The 16,036-nt window shown below is 72.5% G+C and carries 19 protein-coding genes; 6 read left to right on the forward strand and 13 right to left on the reverse strand.

What is annotated here, in order from left to right:
• Positions 1-71 precede the first annotated feature (71 nt).
• The 3 genes from fbaA to OEB99_RS13560 form a co-directional block, all read right to left on the reverse strand.
• Complete coding sequence (gene fbaA, locus OEB99_RS13550) at positions 72-1,091, reverse strand: class II fructose-bisphosphate aldolase (protein WP_263577810.1); 1,020 nt, start codon at positions 1,089-1,091, stop codon at positions 72-74.
• Between the two features lie 113 nt (positions 1,092-1,204).
• A complete protein-coding gene (gene pip / locus OEB99_RS13555; protein ID WP_263577811.1) occupies positions 1,205-2,161 on the reverse strand; it encodes a prolyl aminopeptidase in 957 nt (318 codons plus the stop codon).
• A 17-nt stretch (positions 2,162-2,178) separates the two neighbouring features.
• Complete coding sequence (locus OEB99_RS13560; protein WP_263577812.1) at positions 2,179-2,910, reverse strand: TrmH family RNA methyltransferase; 732 nt, start codon at positions 2,908-2,910, stop codon at positions 2,179-2,181.
• Between OEB99_RS13560 and OEB99_RS13565 the strand changes: the two genes are divergently transcribed.
• Positions 2,909-3,454 carry an NUDIX domain-containing protein gene (locus tag OEB99_RS13565; RefSeq protein ID WP_263577813.1) on the forward strand — a complete coding sequence of 182 codons (546 nt, stop codon included), beginning with the start codon at positions 2,909-2,911 and terminating at the stop codon, positions 3,452-3,454. The two genes, OEB99_RS13560 and OEB99_RS13565, sit on opposite strands and share 2 nt — an antisense overlap.
• 21 nt (positions 3,455-3,475) lie before the next feature.
• Here the strand turns inward: OEB99_RS13565 and aspS are convergent, their stop codons facing one another.
• Positions 3,476-4,813 carry an aspartate--tRNA(Asn) ligase gene (aspS, locus tag OEB99_RS13570; RefSeq protein WP_263577814.1) on the reverse strand — a complete coding sequence of 446 codons (1,338 nt, stop codon included), beginning with the start codon at positions 4,811-4,813 and terminating at the stop codon, positions 3,476-3,478.
• 262 nt (positions 4,814-5,075) lie between these two features.
• Between aspS and OEB99_RS13575 the strand changes: the two genes are divergently transcribed.
• Positions 5,076-5,936, forward strand: coding sequence for an isocitrate lyase/PEP mutase family protein (locus tag OEB99_RS13575; RefSeq protein WP_263577815.1), 861 nt, complete (start codon positions 5,076-5,078; stop codon positions 5,934-5,936).
• Between the two features lie 81 nt (positions 5,937-6,017).
• Here the strand turns inward: OEB99_RS13575 and OEB99_RS13580 are convergent, their stop codons facing one another.
• The 6 genes from OEB99_RS13580 to OEB99_RS13605 all read right to left on the reverse strand — a co-directional run bounded on the left by OEB99_RS13580 (position 6,018) and on the right by OEB99_RS13605 (position 9,948).
• Complete coding sequence (locus tag OEB99_RS13580; RefSeq protein WP_263577816.1) at positions 6,018-6,659, reverse strand: winged helix-turn-helix transcriptional regulator; 642 nt, start codon at positions 6,657-6,659, stop codon at positions 6,018-6,020.
• Between the two features lie 5 nt (positions 6,660-6,664).
• Complete coding sequence (locus OEB99_RS13585; RefSeq protein WP_263577817.1) at positions 6,665-7,099, reverse strand: VOC family protein; 435 nt, start codon at positions 7,097-7,099, stop codon at positions 6,665-6,667.
• A 114-nt stretch (positions 7,100-7,213) separates the two neighbouring features.
• On the reverse strand, positions 7,214-8,236 hold the full coding sequence (locus OEB99_RS13590) for a patatin-like phospholipase family protein (RefSeq protein WP_263577818.1): 1,023 nt from the start codon (positions 8,234-8,236) through the stop codon (positions 7,214-7,216).
• Between the two features lie 205 nt (positions 8,237-8,441).
• Positions 8,442-8,903 carry a hypothetical protein gene (locus tag OEB99_RS13595; protein WP_263577819.1) on the reverse strand — a complete coding sequence of 154 codons (462 nt, stop codon included), beginning with the start codon at positions 8,901-8,903 and terminating at the stop codon, positions 8,442-8,444.
• A 140-nt stretch (positions 8,904-9,043) separates the two neighbouring features.
• Positions 9,044-9,616, reverse strand: coding sequence for a PASTA domain-containing protein (locus OEB99_RS13600; protein ID WP_263577820.1), 573 nt, complete (start codon positions 9,614-9,616; stop codon positions 9,044-9,046).
• Entirely contained in the window at positions 9,613-9,948 is a 336-nt protein-coding gene (locus tag OEB99_RS13605) for a PadR family transcriptional regulator (RefSeq protein WP_263577821.1), read from the reverse strand. The genes OEB99_RS13600 and OEB99_RS13605 overlap by 4 nt, the downstream gene beginning before the upstream one ends.
• 80 nt (positions 9,949-10,028) lie before the next feature.
• Here OEB99_RS13605 and OEB99_RS13610 point away from each other — a divergent pair, with 80 nt between their 5' ends.
• Positions 10,029-10,229, forward strand: a complete 201-nt coding sequence (locus tag OEB99_RS13610; protein ID WP_263577822.1) for a transposase — start codon at positions 10,029-10,031, stop codon at positions 10,227-10,229.
• Complete coding sequence (locus OEB99_RS13615; RefSeq protein ID WP_263577823.1) at positions 10,223-10,738, forward strand: GNAT family N-acetyltransferase; 516 nt, start codon at positions 10,223-10,225, stop codon at positions 10,736-10,738. The genes OEB99_RS13610 and OEB99_RS13615 overlap by 7 nt, the downstream gene beginning before the upstream one ends.
• 140 nt (positions 10,739-10,878) lie before the next feature.
• Here OEB99_RS13615 and purT read toward each other — a convergent pair whose 3' ends face one another.
• Genes purT through OEB99_RS13630 form a run of 3 tightly spaced genes read right to left on the reverse strand, consistent with a single transcriptional unit; the run spans position 10,879 to position 14,296 of the window.
• The gene (purT, locus tag OEB99_RS13620; RefSeq protein WP_263577824.1) at positions 10,879-12,105 is read right to left on the reverse strand and encodes a formate-dependent phosphoribosylglycinamide formyltransferase; all 1,227 of its coding nucleotides are present in this window, start codon (positions 12,103-12,105) and stop codon (positions 10,879-10,881) included.
• Positions 12,087-13,391 (reverse strand): ABC transporter permease, encoded by a 1,305-nt coding sequence (locus tag OEB99_RS13625; RefSeq protein ID WP_263577825.1) that lies wholly within the window; start codon positions 13,389-13,391, stop codon positions 12,087-12,089. Before OEB99_RS13625 ends, purT begins: the two co-directional genes overlap by 19 nt.
• Positions 13,388-14,296 carry an ABC transporter ATP-binding protein gene (locus OEB99_RS13630; protein ID WP_318011417.1) on the reverse strand — a complete coding sequence of 303 codons (909 nt, stop codon included), beginning with the start codon at positions 14,294-14,296 and terminating at the stop codon, positions 13,388-13,390. The genes OEB99_RS13625 and OEB99_RS13630 overlap by 4 nt, the downstream gene beginning before the upstream one ends.
• 220 nt (positions 14,297-14,516) lie before the next feature.
• Here OEB99_RS13630 and OEB99_RS13635 point away from each other — a divergent pair, with 220 nt between their 5' ends.
• Together OEB99_RS13635 and OEB99_RS13640 are read left to right on the forward strand one after the other, a co-directional pair.
• Positions 14,517-15,251, forward strand: coding sequence for a DedA family protein (locus tag OEB99_RS13635; RefSeq protein ID WP_263577826.1), 735 nt, complete (start codon positions 14,517-14,519; stop codon positions 15,249-15,251).
• Complete coding sequence (locus tag OEB99_RS13640; protein ID WP_263577827.1) at positions 15,251-16,027, forward strand: HAD-IIA family hydrolase; 777 nt, start codon at positions 15,251-15,253, stop codon at positions 16,025-16,027. The genes OEB99_RS13635 and OEB99_RS13640 overlap by 1 nt, the downstream gene beginning before the upstream one ends.
• Positions 16,028-16,036 lie beyond the last annotated feature (9 nt).

Below are 16,036 nucleotides of genomic sequence, written 5' to 3' on the forward strand. Positions count from 1 at the left end.
GACGCCCCGCCGAACGATCGGCGGGGCGTCGTGTGCGTGGGGGTGCGGTCAGGCACCGTCGCGCAGGGTCGTCACATCTTGGTGCCGGCGGACCGCAGCTGCTGGCAGGCCTCGACGACGCGCGCGGCCATGCCGGCCTCGGCCATCTTGCCCCAGGCACGCGGGTCGTAGGCCTTCTTGTTGCCGACCTCGCCGTCGACCTTCAGCACGCCGTCGTAGTTCGTGAACATGTGGCCCACGACCGGACGGGTGAACGCGTACTGGGTGTCGGTGTCGACGTTCATCTTGATGACGCCGTTGTCGACGGCCTCGGCGATCTCCTCGGCCGTCGAGCCCGAGCCACCGTGGAACACCAGGTCGAACGGCTTGTCCTTGCCGACCTCGGCGCCGACGACGTCCTGGATCTCCTTGAGGATCGCCGGACGCAGCTTGACCGCACCCGGCTTGTACACGCCGTGCACGTTGCCGAAGGTCAGGGCGGTCAGGTAGCGGCCCTTCTCGCCGGAGCCCAGCGCCTTGACGGTCTTCAGGCCGTCCTCGGGCGTGGTGTACAGCTTCTCGTTGATCTCCGCCATGTGGCCGTCCTCCTCGCCACCGACGACGCCGATCTCGATCTCGAGGATCGTGCGGGCGGCCTGCGAGAGCTCGAGCAGCTCCTCGGCGATCACCAGGTTGGGGTCGATCGCGATGGTCGAGCCGTCGAACATGTGGGACTGGAAGAGCGGGTTCTCGCCGCGCTTGACCTGCTCGGCCTCGTACGCGAGCAGCGGGCGGACCCAGGAGTCGAGGTTGGCCTCAACGCAGTGGTCGGTGTGCAGGACGATGTTCACCGAGTAGTGCTTGGCGACCTCGGTGGCGTAGGCGGCCAGCGCGAGCGAGCCTGCGACGCGGTTCTTGATGGTCGATCCGGAGGCGTACTCGGCGCCGCCGACCGACACCTGGATGATGCCGTCGCTCTCGGCCTCGGCGAAGCCCTGGATCGCCGCGGTGACCGTCTGCGAGGACGTGATGTTGATGGCCGGGTAGGCGAACGAGCCAGCCTTGGCCCGGTCGAGCATCTCGGCGTAGACCTCGGGAGTGGCGATGGGCATGGGGTCTCCTGTGGAACGTGGGTGCCTGTCGGCCCCATCGTGGCACGAAAGTCCCTGGACGGGAGGGGACCCTTCGCCTGCCGGTCAGGCCCCCGCGTGTGCTGCGGGACGGGTCACTCGGCGAACCGGTCGGTGGCCGTGATCAGGGCGTCCAGGATGCCCGGCTCGTCGAACGCGTGCCCCGCGTCCGGGACGATCACGAGCTCGGCGCTCGGCAGCGCCCGGTGCAGGTCCCATGCCGTGGTCGCCGGGGTGCACAGGTCGTAGCGGCCCTGGACGATCACCGTCGGGATGTCGGCGAGCATCGGGGCGTTGGCGATCAGCTGCCCCTCCTCGAACCAGCCGCCGTTGACGAAGTAGTGGTTCTCGATCCGGGCGAACGCCAGGGCGTGCGCGGGCTCGGCCATCTCGGCGACCAGCTCGGGGCGCGGCAGGAGCGTGACGGTGGACGCCTCCCAGGTGGACCACGCGACACCGGCCGGCAGGTGCACGGCCGGGTCGGGGTCGGTGAGCGCCCGGTGGTAGGCCTGCATCATCGAGCGGCGCTGGTCCGGCGGGATCGGCGCGACGAAGCCCTCCCACAGTTCGGGCATGAGCGCCGCGGCACCGCCCTCGTAGAACCAGTCGAGCTCGGACCGGCGCAGCGTGAAGATGCCGCGCAGCACGAGCTCGGTGACGCGCCCGGGGTGGGTCTCGGCGTAGGCGAGGGCGAGCGTCGAGCCCCAGGAGCCGCCGAACACCTGCCACCGGTCGATGCCGAGGTGCTCGCGCAGCAGCTCGAGGTCGGCGACCAGGTGCCACGTGGTGTTCGCGGTCAGGTCGGCGCCGGGCTCGGCCGCGTGCGGGGTCGAGCGGCCGCACATCCGCTGGTCGAGCAGCACGATCCGGTACCGCTCGGGGTCGAACAGCCGCCGGTGCTTGGGGGAGGTGCCGCCGCCGGGGCCGCCGTGCAGGAAGACCACGGGCTTCCCGTCGGGGTTGCCGGAGGTCTCCCAGTAGACCTCGTGGCCGTCACCGACCTCGAGCATGCCGGACGCGTACGGTTCGATCTCCGGGTACAGGGTTCGCACCCCCGCAACCTAGCCCCTCATCCCATGTCTGCGTGCCGCACGACCCACGTGTGCATCGCGATCGCGGCGGCCGCGCCCGCGTTCAGCGAGCGCGTCGAGCCGAACTGCCGGATGTGCAGCACGTCGTCGCACGCGGCCACGGCGTCGGGCGAGAGGCCCGCGCCTTCCTGGCCGAGCACCAGCACGCACGCCTCGGGCAGCGGGTAGCCCTCGAGCGGCACCGACCCCTCGGTGTTGTCGATGCCGAGCAGTGGCAGCGGGCCGCCACCCGGGCCGGCGGTCGCGGCCCAGGCGACCAGGTCGGCGACCTCGGGGTGGTGGCGGATGTGCTGGTAGCGGTCGGTGACCATCGCGCCACGACGGTTCCACCGGCGGCGGCCGACGATGTGGACCTCGGCGGCGAGGAACGCGTTCGCGGTGCGCACGACCGACCCGATGTTGAGGTCGTGGGCCCAGTTCTCGATCGCGACGTGGAACGCGTGCCTTCGGGTGTCGAGGTCCGCGACTATCGCCTCGACCGTCCAGTACCGGTAGGCGTCGACGACGTTGCGGCGGTCGCCGTCGGCCAGGAGCTCGGGGTCGTAGCGCGGGTCCAGCGGCGCGCGCGGGTTCGCCGCTCCGTCCGACCCCGGCACGCGCGGCCAGGCGTCCGGTCCGCCGGGCCACGGCCCGACCCCGACCTCACGCTCGTCGTCCACCGGGCCATCCTTGCGCGCGTCCGGGGGTGCGGCGTGCGAGGCTCGGGCCATGGCCTGGCCCGTGACCTCCTCCCGTGTCCCGTACGAGAACCCGTGGATCAAGGTCCGCGAGGACCAGGTGGTGCGCCCGGACGGGACGCCGGGCATCTACGGCGTCGTCGAGCTGCGCCACCCCGCGGTCTTCGTCGTCCCGCTGACCGACGCCGACGAGGTGGTGCTCGTCGAGGTCGACCGGCACACCGTCGGGCTGTCCCTCGAGGTGCCGGCCGGCGGCGCCGACGGGCAGGACCTGTTGGTCGCCGCGGCCCGCGAGCTCGCCGAGGAGACCGGTCTGGTCGCCGACGTGCTCGAACCCGTGGGCTCGACCTTCGCGCTGAACGGCGTGTGCGTGGCACCCGAGCACGTGGTGCTCGCTCGCGGCCTGCGCCCCGCCGACACCGCCCCGCACGAGGACCAGTGCGAGGAGGGCATCAGCGCGGTCCGCACGGTCCCGTGGCCCGAGGTCATGGACCTCGTGCGCAGCGGCGCGATCAGCGACGGCGAGACCGTCGCCGCCCTCATGCTCGCCGCGCTGGCCCTGGGCCGGGTGTCCTGACGGGTCGCGGGCGCGCGGCTCTCACGGCGTGAGCCGATGGAGGTCGCGCGGGAACAGGGTGACCTCGCGGATGTTCGCCGCCCCGGTCAGCCGCGCGACCCAGCGTTCGAGCCCGATGGCGAAGCCCCCGTGCGGTGGCATTCCGTGCGCGAATGCCTGCAGGTACGCCGCGTACGCCGACGGCCGTTCACCGCGCGCGACGATCGCGGCCTCGTAGTCGCTCGGCCGGTGCAGACGCTGCCCGCCGGTGGCCAGCTCGAGCCCGCGGAACAGCAGGTCGAAGCTGTTCGACCAGGGCCCGCCGGGCACCGGCTCGCCGGTCCAGCCGTGCGTGTAGAACGGTCGCTTCCGCATCGGGTAGCCCTCGACCACCAGCACGTCGCTGTCGAGCTCCTCCGACGCCCACGCGCCCAGGGCCCGTTCGTGCTCGGGCGCCAGGTCGGGCTCGTCGACGGGCGCCCCGACCCGTCGTAGCGCGTCGGCGAAGTGGATGGTCGGGACCTCGTCGGGGATCCGCGGCAGGGTCAGGTCGAGGCGCTCGACCGCCGGGCCGGCGTGCTGCCGGATCCCCTCGACCATCCCGGCCAGCACGTCGCGCAGCACCGCGACCACGTCGCGATGGTCCCGGATGAAGCCCAGCTCGACGTCGAGCGAGACGTACTCGGCCAGGTGCCGGACCGTGTCGTGCGGCTCGGCACGGAACACCGGGCCGACCTCGTAGACCCGCTCGAAGACCCCGACCAGCTGTTGCTTGTAGAACTGCGGGCTCTGGGCGAGGTACGCGGGCCGGCCGAAGTAGTCCACCTCGAAGACGTTGGCGCCGGACTCGGTCGCCTGCTCGACCAGCTTCGGCGAGTGGATCTCGGTGAACCCCCGCGCCGTCAGCACGTCGCGGAAGCCGCGCAGGCTCGCGGCCGCGAGCTCCCAGGTCGCGCGCTGGGCGGGGTGCCGCCAGGTCACCGGCGCGTGGTCGAGCAGGGCGGGCAGCCCGGCGGTGAGGGACGGGCGCCAGAGCTCGACCGGCGGGGTCAGCGCGGGCTCGGTCAGCAGCACGACCCGTGGCTCGGTCACCTCGATCCCGCCGGGCGCCTGCGGGTTCGCCGTGGCGACGCCGGTCACCTCGATGGCGGTCTCCTCCGGGGGCAGGCCGTCGGGCGGCACGTCGCCGGGTCGCAGCACGACCTGCGCCAGTCCCGAGCGGTCGCGCACGACGAGGAAGGTCACCGACGCGAGCTCGCGGCGTCGGTGCACGTGCCCCATCAGGGACACGGTGCTGCCGGGCTCCACGGCGGCGAGCTCGGCGGCGAGGGTGCGGGACGGCGCTGCGCTACCGACCGGTCCGCCGTCGAGTGCGGACACGGCAGCGCGGACAGGTGCGGCGGCAGGTACAGGTGGTCTCATCGTTCCTCCAGGTGGCGGGAGCCCTGGAGGTGTGGGCGGGGGCCAGGTCGCTGTGCCACCACACCTTCGCCGGCGGTCTCGCCGGCCTCTCGTCGGTCCGCCGTCCGCGCGGGCGCCGCCTGCCCGGAGAAACCCGGGCCGAGGGTCGTCAGTCCTCGCGGCCGCCGGTCCGACCGTACCTCGCACGCGGGCGCGGGCGCCTCGGCTGTCGCAAACCCCCGTGAGCGCGGACGATGAGGTCGTGGTCACCGGTGATCCGCACGGCGATGCGCCGTCGCTCCCGACCGACAAGGCAGCCAGGCTCCTGGCCCTGCACGCCGGTCCAGGTTTCGTGCTGCCGAACGCCTGGGACGCCGGGTCCGCCCGGATCCTCGAGCAGGTCGGCTTTCCCGCGGTCGCGACGACGAGCGCGGGCATCTCGTGGGCCCTCGGCGTCCCGGACGGGGAGTCGGTGGACCGCGACACCATGCTCGAGCACGTCGGTCGGATCGCATCCGCGGTCGACGTGCCGGTCACGGCAGACCTCGAGGCCGGCTACGGCGAGACCCCGGAGGACGTGGGCCGCACCGTGACGCTCGCCCTGGAGGTCGGGGCGGTGGGCGGGAACCTGGAGGACGCCCGATCGGGCGGGCTGTACGGCGTCGACGAGGCGGTCGACCGGGTGCTCGCGGCCCGGGCCGCCGCGCCGCGCGGCACCTTCGTGCTGAACGCCCGCACCGACACCTACTTCGGCGGGTTGACCGGGGACCCGTTCGACGCGACGGTCGAGCGCGCGGCGAAGTACCTCGAGGCCGGCGCGGACTGCATCTTCGTGCCGGGTGTCGTCGAGGCGGAGACGATCCGCCGGCTCGCCGAGGCGATCGGTGGCCCGTTCAACGTGGTCGCCGGACTCGCGAACACGATCGACGTGCCCACCCTCTTCTCGTTGGGCGTCCGGCGGGTGAGCCTGGGCGGGAGCCTTGCGCGGGCCACGCTCGGTCTGCTCGAGCGTGCGGGGCGTGAGCTGCTCGACACCGGCACGCTCGGCTTCCTCGACGGCGCGATCGGGTACGGCGACCTGCAGCGGCACTTCGGCAAGTAGCGGCCTCCGCTGGTCCGCGCGTGAGCGGGTGCGGTCGCGCACGCGGTCGGCACCGACCGGGATCGGACGCGCCTGCGCTCGTCAGGCCGCCAGGTGGAACGTGCGCGCGAAGCGGTCGAGGAGGTCGCGGCGTCCGTGCAGCACCTCGACCACGCCGGTCGCGATCGCCAGGTCCGGTGCGAGCTCGCCCGAGATGACCCGGCGGATGTCCGGGCCGGCCGCGAACGCCAGGTCGACCGGCCCCTCCTCGCGACTCACGACGAGGTCGGCACCGTCCACCCGGATGAGCAGCTCGGCGGGACCGAGGTGCGCCGCGTACGCAGTGGCGGGCAGGCCCGCCGCTACCTGCGGTCGGAACGCGGTGCGCAGCGCCATGGTCATCGAGTCGGGCGTGATGATCTGCTCCTCGCGCGGCTCACCCATCGCCTTGAACCCCCACGCGCCGAGCGCGAGCACGATCGGCTCGAGCTCGCGGCCGTACGGCGTCAGCTCGTAGACGATGACCCGGGACCGGGGTGCCCGCCGGATGATCCCGGCCTCCTGGAGCTCCTTGAGCCGCGCCGCGAGGATGTTGCTCGGGATCCGGGGGAGCCCGGCGGCGAGCTCCCCGTAACGGCGCGGCCCGACCAGCAGGTCGCGGATGATGAGCAGCGCCCAGCGCTCACCGACGAGCTCGAGCGCTCGCGTGACGCCGCAGTACTGCCCGTACTCCCGTGCAGCCATCGACCTCAGGCCTGCTGGCTCGCGAACGCCTGGGGCCCCTGCTCGGCCGCGACCGGGTCCATCCAGCCGAACTCGAGGATGTTGCCGTCGGGGTCGGTGAGCTGGCGCTGGTACATGAAGCCGTAGTCGGAGGCGGGCTGCTCCTCGGTGCCGCCCGCGGCAAGACCGTCGGCGACGGTGGCGTCGACCGCCTCGCGGCTGCCGAGGAAGATCGCGGTCGCCACCGAGGGAGCGACCTTCGGGTCGCCGAGCGGCTTCTCGGTGAAGGTCTGGAAGAACTCGCGGGTCAGGATCATGAACGCGCTGTGCCCGTCCTCGACGACGACGCAGGCCGCGTTGTGATCCGTGAAGAGCGGGTTGATGGTGAAGCCGAGCGATGTGTAGAAGCCCTTCGCGCGCTCCAGGTCGGTCACCGGCAGGTTGACGAACATCCAGGTCATCGCGGTCTCCCTCTCGTGGATCGATTTGTGACGGCGATTCCCATACTTGCAAAAAACAAGTGGCCCGTCAACGGGTCGTCAGCGCCAGGACCCGCGAGGAGCCTCCTCGGGTCGTCAGCGCCAGAACCCGCTGAGCCGCTCCGCGACGGCAAGACCCTGGTCTCGACCGGCTCGGGCGGCCGGTGTGCGGGTCGACGGATCCATCAGGTTGCCGCCGAACGCGTCGAGCGAGCGGCCGTCCGGGAGGATCGTCTCGACCCGGCTGCCACCCGCCCGTAGCTCGGCGGCCTGCGCGTCGAGGTGCATGCCCCACTCGAGGGCCGTCCGGGTCCGCCCGCCGAGCGGGGACAGCACCAGGACCCGCCCGTACCCCGCCGCCAGGTCGGCGTTCTCGTTTCGCCGGTAGCCGCCGTCGAGGTACCGCTCGTCGCCGATGCGGTACGGCAGGCCGCTGGACGTGCTGGCAGCGACCGCGTCGACCAGATCGACCCCCCTGTCCCGGTCGAAGACGACCGGTTCGCCGGTGCGGGCGTCGACCGCGGTGACCAGCAGCGCCCGCTGCGGCCACTCCTGGTCGGGCAGCCGGGAGGCCACGATGGCGCGCCACCGGACATGTGCCGATCCGTCCGAGGCCGCCTCCAGGTCGAGGGCCGCCGCACCGAGCCTGCGGCGCATGTCGGCCGGGTCCGCCGCAGCGGCGATGATCCGGCCGGTCCGTTCCAGGTGTTCGGCCACGGACGCGTGCGGAGCGCGGCCGGCACCGGCCGTGGGACCCGTCCGGGGTGCGGCCGGTGCAGCGAGGATGTCGGCGAACAGGTCGGCCGGGGTGCGGCCCGCGATCTGAGCCGCCGCGGTCGCGCCGGCCGACGTCCCGACGACCAGGTCCGCGTCGGTCACGTCCAGCCCGGCCTCGCCGAGGCCGGCGATCACGCCGATCAGCCACGCGTTGCCGGCCGATCCCCCGCCACCGAGCACGAGAGCGCGCTCGCGCGGGGCAGGCGGCCGGTCCGTGGCGGAGGGCAGCGACTGGTGGCCGACGGCCGTCGCGGAGGTGGGACGCGGCTGGTGGCCGCCCGATGGACGACGGACGGCCGTCGCGGAGGTGGGGCGCGGAGACGCTGAGGGTGTGCTGCTCATGGGAGTCGCCCTTCGGTGGTTGCCCGTCGGGCGCTCCGGTCGCGACTACCTCAGCCGCGCGATCGTGGCCTGCAGGGGAGCGCCCTGTGCCGACACTGCGTGCATGGGTCTCACCTCCCGCGATGGATCACGATCGGCGCGACGGTAGCCCGCCGGCGCCGCGACCCACAACGGGAGTCCTCCGGGCCACCGTGCAGGTCGCCGGTCACGCTCCCCGTGCCGTGAGCTCCACCGTGAGCGACGCCACCGCACCGTCCTCGCGTGAGTGCCGCCGCAGCTCGGCGATGCTGAGACCCACGACGAGTCCCACGGCGGCCACCGAGACCACCCCGAGCGTCAGGTGCGCGTGCCACGCACCTTCCGCCAGCTCAGGGACGGCTGCGTACAGCGCGGCCACCGCGTACGGCACACCCACCGCGAGGTTCGTGATGGCGCCGGCGCGAGTCGGCAGGAACAGCGCGACCGCCGCCATGACCAGCGGCACCGCGGCCATCGCCGCCATCAGCTGCGCCATTCCCATGGTCACCGGGTCGCCCTCCATCACGCCCGCGACCCCCTCTTCGAGCACACCAGGCTCGTAGAAGAACACCGCCATCGCCCCGGCCATCGCGATTCCGGCGAGCCCCCAGAGCACCCCGAACCGAATCTTCCCGAGTGTGGAGTCCACGCTGATCACCTTCTCGTCCCGACTCCACGGGGGACTGACGTACCCCCTTCCAGGGTCCCACCGGAGCACGGCGCTCGTGGTGGGTCCCGGCGTCGGGCACGGCGGTCGGACCGTAGCCGCGCGTGGCTTGATGCCGTCGATCAGGGGGTCAGCAGGAGGATCACCGTGGACCCTCGGTCGACGGGTGTGCCGTTGGCGGGGTCCTGGTCCGCGACGACGTCCCTGGGCAGGGAGCTCGTCCCGGGGAGGGAGGCGCCGTCGTCCAGCGTCTGGAGCTCGGCAGTCAGGCCGGTCGCCTCGAGCCTGGCAACGGCGTCGGCGCTGCTGAGGCCGCGGACGTTGGGGACGTAGACCTGAGCGGCGCCTGTTGACGCGGTAGGTTCCGGCGCTGCCTGGGGCGACTCCCAGCGGGTGAACCCGGCCCATGCGCCGATCGCAACGAGCACGGCCAGGACAACAGCGCCGACGAGGGTGCGGGACCGGCGGTGGGACGCGTGGTCGACGGTCGGTGCGGAAGCTCCCAGCAGCTCTGCGGCGTAGGCGTCGGGGTCGAGGTCCTCGTCGATCAGACGATGCCCGTCATCGCCACGCTCGAGCAGGTGATCGGCCAGGCCGTCGGTGAGCTCGGCCCGGGTCGCTGAACCGACACCGACCATCGCGGTCTCGACCCTGCGCACGAAGGCTTCGGCCCGGTCCTGGGCGTCGTCGTTCATGTCGTTGCCTCCGATCGGTCCAGGACCAGTTCGTCGATGGCGTCGCGGAAGGATGACCAGATCGCGGCTCCCGCGTCCAAGGTCGCCTCCCCGGCGGCCGTGAGGGTGTAGCACTTGCGGGCCGGGCCCCGTTCGGACGGCTCCAGGTGGGTGGAGACCAAACCCTCCCCGTAGAGCCGCTGCAGCGTGCCGTACACCGAGGCGTCACCGACCTGGGTCAGGCCGGCACCCCGCAACGTGCGCACGATGCTGTACCCGTGGGCGTCGCCGCCCGAGACCGCCGCGAGCACCGCGGTCGGCAGGACCCCGCGCAGTAGCTGGCTTGTATCCACGCCATCTCCTTAATACTCCGCGCAACAGAGTAGTACCTGGAACGGACCTATGGAAGACCGCGGCGAGAAGCCACCCGGCCATGGCGGCTCCAGACGGAACCGCACCGATCGACGCGTCCTCCGGCGGCCATGTGAGCCACTGCCTGTCCGACGCCGGGAACCGGCAGACCAACCGGGTGCTGCACATCATGGCCACCGCCCAGCTATGCAACCCGAGCGTCGGCCACGACCACCACGACCACCGACCGACGCAGGCCGGTCTACGGTCGAGAGTGTGCTGAGCATCCATGCGCCGACCATCGAGGAGTTCGGTATCCGGCAGGCGTGGCTGGCAGATCCGGTGATGATGTCCTACAACGCCGACTGGGACATCACCTACCCCGGCTACGACCGGACCACCGGCTGCATCGACTGGCCCGAGAGCGACTGGCCGACGTTCCAGACCCGGCTCGCCCTGCCACCCGCACGGCAGGGCTACTACTACGTCCTCGACACCGACATGGACCAGTTCATCGGACACATCCACTACCTCGTGGGCCCGGACGGGGTCGCCGAGATCGGGTTCAACGTCATCCCCGAGCGACGCGGCCAGGGGCTCGGCGCCCAGTTCCTGCGGCTGCTCCTGGACCGGGTCTGGGAGGACACCCCGGCTCAGGTCATCGTCCAGGAGTTCGAGGACCAACGGATCGCCGCCGTCAAGGTCCACCAACAGTGCGGCTTCACCCCCGAGCGGGAAACCGCCACACGCCATGGCAGGCCTACCCGCACCTGGCGGCTCGCCCGTCCGTAGCCCAGCCTGCAACGGCGCTCCGCCGTCGACACACCTGCCGGCCCGATCGCGGCCAGATGCGGTCGCGAACCTCGCCGGCATCGGCAGGTGCGGGCATACGCGCGCGGACGCTCACCTCGCGCCCGGGCCGCCCGCCCGACTCAGTCGAGCCCGACCCGCATCGCCGTTGCCGCCTCGACCGCTCGTGCTCGCGCCTCGTCCACGTCCGCACCGCGTGCCAACGTGACCGCCACCCGGCGCCGCCCGCTCACGCTCGGCTTCCCGAACAGCCGGACCTGGGCCGTCGGCACCGCGAGCGCGGCGTCGACCCCGTCGAACACCGGCACACCCTCGCCCTCGGCGAGCACCGCGCACGACGCCGCCGCCGCCTGGTCCCGGCCGCCGAGGCGCAGCACCTCACCGGCGGGCAGCCCGAGCAGCGCGCGGGCGTGCAGGGCGAACTCGGACAGGTCCTGCGAGACCAGGGTCACCAGGCCGGTGTCGTGCGGGCGCGGGGACACCTCGGAGAACAGCACCTGGTCCCCCACCACGAACAGCTCGACACCGAACACGCCCCAGCCGCCGAGCGCGTCGGTCACCGAGCGCGCGACGTCCTGGGCGGTCTCGAGCACTCCGGGCGGCAGCGCGGCGGGCTGCCAGGACTCGCGGTAGTCGCCGTCCACCTGCACGTGCCCGATGGGGTCGCAGAACGTGGTGCCGCCGCTGTGCCGCACGGTGAGCAGGGTGATCTCGGTGTCGAACGCGACGAAGCCCTCGACGATCACCCGCACGTCGCCCGCGGCGGCTGCCCGGCCCCCGGTCTGCGCATAGCGCCAGGCGGGCTCGACGTCCTCGCGAGTCCGGACCACCGACTGGCCCTTGCCGGACGAGGACATCACGGGCTTGACCACGCACGGCAGCCCGACGGCGTCGACCGCGGCGGCCAGCTCATCGACCGAGTCGACGAACCGGTAGGGCGAGGTCGGCAGCCCGAGCTCCTCGGCGGCGAGCCGGCGGATCCCCTCGCGGTCCATCGTGAGCCGGGTGGCGCGCGCGGTCGGCACCACGCGGGTCCCGGCCTGCTCGGACTCGAGCAGCACGTGCGTCGCGATCGCCTCGATCTCGGGCACCACGACGTGCGGACGCTCGGCGGCGAGCACGGCGCGCAGCGCGTCCGCGTCGAGCATGTCGATCACGTGCGAGCGGTGGGCGACCTGCATGGCGGGGGCGTTCGGGTAGCGGTCGGCCACGACCACCTCGGCGCCGAGGCGCTGCAGCTCGATCGCGACCTCCTTGCCGAGCTCGCCGCCGCCGAGCAGCAGCACCCGCGTCGCACCGTCGGACAGCGGCGTGCCGAGCCGGACCCCGCTCACCGCGTGCCCCGCCACGCCTGCTTCACGCTGCTGCGCGCCGAGGTGTGCATCAGCGACCCCTCGTACAGCCGGGCCCCGATGATCACGAAGAGCACGCCCGTGGCGAGCACCAGCAGCGCGGACAGCGGCGGCTCCCACGGCGCCGCGTTGCCGAGCACCACCCGTGCAGGCATCAGCAACGGTGCGGTGAACGGCACGTAGGACAGCAGACGCTGGAGCGGCCCGGGGTCCATCGCGAACAGCGCCGCGAAGAACGGCACGATCACCAGCACCTGCATCACCACGGTCGTGGCCTGCAGGTCCTCGATCCGCGACGCGAGCGACCCCGCCACGGCCCACAGGCAGGCCAGCATCACGAACCCGAGGAGGAAGAACACGATGAACCAGCCGGACGCCGCGAGCACCTGGCTGACCAGCTCGCCCTGGCCCGCCGCGGTCGCGCCGAGCAGCCCCGCCCCGAGGATCACCACGATCTGCCCGAGCGCCATGAGGGTGTTGCCGAGCACCTTGCCGGCCAGCAGCCACCGCACCGGCAGCGCCGCCACCAGCAGCTCGATCACCCGCGACTGCTTCTCCTCGACCACGCTCTGCGCGATCGACATGCCGAAGGTCAGCACCGACAGGTAGAAGAGGAACGCGAACACCAGCACCAGGAGCTCGGGCGGCACGACCCCGGTCGGGCTGGCCGCGAGCAGCTCGATCTCCGGCATGACCGGGCTGGTCAGGCTGGCCATCTGCTCGGCCGTGAGCCCGGCCTCGTCCGCCGCGCGCTGCACCTGGAGCTGCGAGCTCGCGGCCCGCAGCAGCACGTCGAGCTCGTCCGGGACGCCTTCGGCACCGAGCACCGTGAGCTGCGCGATGTCGTCGCCGACCACTGCGGCGTCCACGTCCCCGTCGAGCACGAGCCGCTCGACGTCGCCGCCGGGCTCGACCTCGACGCTCGTGATGTCGGCCGCGGGCAGCCCGCCGACGCCGAACACCGCGAGCGCGGGCGGCAGCGCCGTCCCGGACTCCTGCGCGTCACGCCCGAGCACTGCTGCGGCGTCGACCACCTCGGCGGCACCCGCGCCCTGCACCGCGACCCGCACCGACGGGGTCTGCTGCTGCAGCAGGATCGGGATCAGCGTCGCGGCCGTGACCAGGAGCAGCATGAACACGGTCGAGCCGATGAAGGCCTTGTCCCGCAGCTTGACCGCGATCTCGCGGCCCGCGACCACGCCGATCGAACGCCAGGCACCCGCCTGGGAGCGGACGGGCTCCGCCGTCGGCTCCGCCGTGGGCTTCGTCGTCGGGGCGCTCACCGGACCACCTCCCGGAAGATCTCGGCCAGCGTGGGTCGGACCCGGGCGAGCTCGCGCAGGGTCCCGAGCCGTTGCGCTGCGGCGAGCAGCACCTGGTCGTCGGCGGAGTCGTCGAGCTCCACGAGCACCGTGGCGCCGTCGACGGACACCAGCCGCGCACCGGGCACCGCGTCGACCAGCGTCGCGAGGTCCGTACCGGGCGGGACGTCGACCTCGACCCGGTACCGTCGCCCGCCTCGCCGCGCGCGAAGCTCGTCGGCCGAGCCGGCCGCGACCACCCGGCCGTCGTCGATGATCACCACGTCGTCGCACAGCTGCTCGACGAGCTCGAGCTGGTGCGAGGAGAACAGCACCGGAACACCGCTCGCCGCACGTTCCCGAAGCTGCTCGCCCATGGCGTCGATCGCCAGCGGGTCGAGCCCGGAGAACGGCTCGTCGAGCACCAGGAGCACCGGGTCGTGCATGAGCGCCGCAGCGACCTGCACGCGCTGCTGGTTGCCGAGCGACAACGTCTGCAGCAGGTCGTGCCCGCGCTCGCTCAGGCCGAGCCGCTCGAGCATCTCCTCCGAGTGCGCGCGGGCCTGGGACGCGCTGAGCCCGTAGACCCGGCCCAGGTAGACGAGCTGGTCGAGCACACGCATCCGCGGGTACAGGCCACGCTCCTCGGGCATGTAGCCGAACGTCCGGCGGACCTCGCGGGTGAGCGGGCGTCCGCCGAGGGTCACCTCGCCGGCCGTCGCCGCGAGCACCCCCATCACGATCCGCATCGCGGTGGTCTTGCCGGCACCGTTCGCGCCGACGAACCCGGTGGTGCGACCGGGCCGGACCTCGAAGGAGACCTCGTCCAGTGCGCGCCGGTCACCGAAGTCCCGCGTCACCCGCTCGAGCGCGAGCACCCCCGTCACCCAGCCACCTCCCGTTGACCCGTTTCGACCGCACGACCCTACCCAGCCGGGACGTCCTGCGGGATCCACTCGCCACCCCAGCCTCTCCCCGGTGCCGCGCCGGCCGGCCCGTCGCCGGTCCGCCCGCGCCGACGATCCCGCCCACACCTGCACCGTCCCCGCACAGCGCGTGCACAGTCCCGACCGGGCCGCCTCCAGGCTCGGCCCGTAGGCTTGCCCGGTGATCCCGACGCTTCTGACCACCGGTGCCGCGATGTCCCCCGTCGCCACGCTCGGCCCGGACTGGCTGAACGCCGAGTACCTGATCGAGTCCTTCGGCACCTACGCGATCATCGGCGTGGTGGTGGTGGTCTTCATCGAGACCGGCCTGTTCTTCCCGCTCCTGCCGGGCGACTCGCTGCTGTTCACCGCGGGCGCCCTGGTGGCCCAGGAGCAGCTCGACTTCCCGCTCTGGCTGCTGTGCCTGCTGGTCTTCCTCGCCGCGTTCGCGGGGGACCAGAACGCCTACTGGATCGGCCGCAAGGCCGGACCCAGGATCTTCAACCGGCCCGACTCCCGGTTCTTCAAGCGCGAGCACATCGACGAGACCTACCGGTACTTCGACAAGTACGGCGGCGGCACGATCATCGTCGCGCGGTTCGTGCCGTTCGTGCGGACCTACTCCGCGGCCGCGGCCGGGATCGGCCGGATGCGCTACGGCAAGTTCGTCGCCTTCGACCTGGTCGGCGCTCTGCTGTGGGGCGTGGGCGTCACGGTCCTCGGCTACCTGCTCGGCAACATCCCGTTCGTCCGCAACAACATCGAGTACCTGCTGGTCGCCGTCGTCGCGGTCTCCGTGCTCCCGGTCGGGCTCGCCTGGCTGCGGGCGCGCCGCGCCCGCAAGGCCGACCCGGACCTGGAACGCTATGAGGACCCGGCCGAGCGGGAGCGGGTGGAACGAGAGGACATGGCCTGATGACCGAGCGCGCGATCCACTCGTGGCTGACGGACATGGACGGCGTCCTGGTCCACGAGGGGACCGCACTCCCCGGTGCGGCCGACTTCATCCGCGCGCTGCGGGACAACGGCCGGCCGTTCCTCGTCCTGACGAACAACTCGATCTACACCCCGCGGGACCTGGCCGCCCGGCTGCGCGGCTCGGGACTCGAGGTGCCCGAGGAGTCGATCTGGACCTCCGCGCTGGCCACCGCGACCTTCCTGGCCGAGCAGGCACCCGGCGGCTCGGCGTACGCGATCGGCGAGGCCGGCCTGACCACGGCCCTGCACGAGGCCGGCTACACGCTGACCGACGCGGACCCGGACTACGTGGTGCTCGGCGAGACCCGCACCTACTCGTTCGAGGCGATCACCAAGGCGATCCGGCTGATCCAGGGCGGCTCGAAGTTCATCGCGACCAACCCCGACGTGACCGGCCCGAGCACCGAGGGCGACCTGCCCGCGACCGGCGCTGTCGCCGCGATGATCAGCGCCGCAGCCCAGCGCAAGCCCTACTACGTGGGCAAGCCCAACCCGATGATGTTCCGCTCGGCGCTCAACCGGATCGAGGCGCACTCGGAGACCACGGCGATGATCGGCGACCGGATGGACACCGACGTCGTCGCCGGGATGGAGGCCGGGATGCGGACGTTCCTGGTGCTGTCCGGCTCCACCACTGCGAGCGACCTGGGTCGCTTCCCGTTCCGCCCGACCCGGGTGGTGGACGGGGTCGGCGACCTCGTCGAGCTGGTCTGACCGTCCCGC

Origin of the sequence: Actinotalea endophytica, assembly GCF_025717005.1 — a bacterium.
In the GTDB taxonomy this organism is placed as follows: Bacteria; Actinomycetota; Actinomycetes; order Actinomycetales; family Cellulomonadaceae; genus Actinotalea.

Coding starts and splice junctions, on each gene's coding strand:
- fbaA (WP_263577810.1), bottom strand. CDS start 1,091: ATGCCCATCGCCACTCCCGAGGTCTACGCCGAGATGCTCGACCGGGCC.
- OEB99_RS13565 (WP_263577813.1), top strand. CDS start 2,909: ATGGCCTGGCCCGTGACCTCCTCCCGTGTCCCGTACGAGAACCCGTGG.
- OEB99_RS13560 (WP_263577812.1), bottom strand. CDS start 2,910: ATGGCCCGAGCCTCGCACGCCGCACCCCCGGACGCGCGCAAGGATGGC.
- OEB99_RS13580 (WP_263577816.1), bottom strand. CDS start 6,659: ATGGCTGCACGGGAGTACGGGCAGTACTGCGGCGTCACGCGAGCGCTC.
- OEB99_RS13585 (WP_263577817.1), bottom strand. CDS start 7,099: ATGACCTGGATGTTCGTCAACCTGCCGGTGACCGACCTGGAGCGCGCG.
- OEB99_RS13590 (WP_263577818.1), bottom strand. CDS start 8,236: ATGAGCAGCACACCCTCAGCGTCTCCGCGCCCCACCTCCGCGACGGCC.
- OEB99_RS13600 (WP_263577820.1), bottom strand. CDS start 9,616: ATGAACGACGACGCCCAGGACCGGGCCGAAGCCTTCGTGCGCAGGGTC.
- OEB99_RS13610 (WP_263577822.1), top strand. CDS start 10,029: ATGGCGGCTCCAGACGGAACCGCACCGATCGACGCGTCCTCCGGCGGC.
- OEB99_RS13640 (WP_263577827.1), top strand. CDS start 15,251: ATGACCGAGCGCGCGATCCACTCGTGGCTGACGGACATGGACGGCGTC.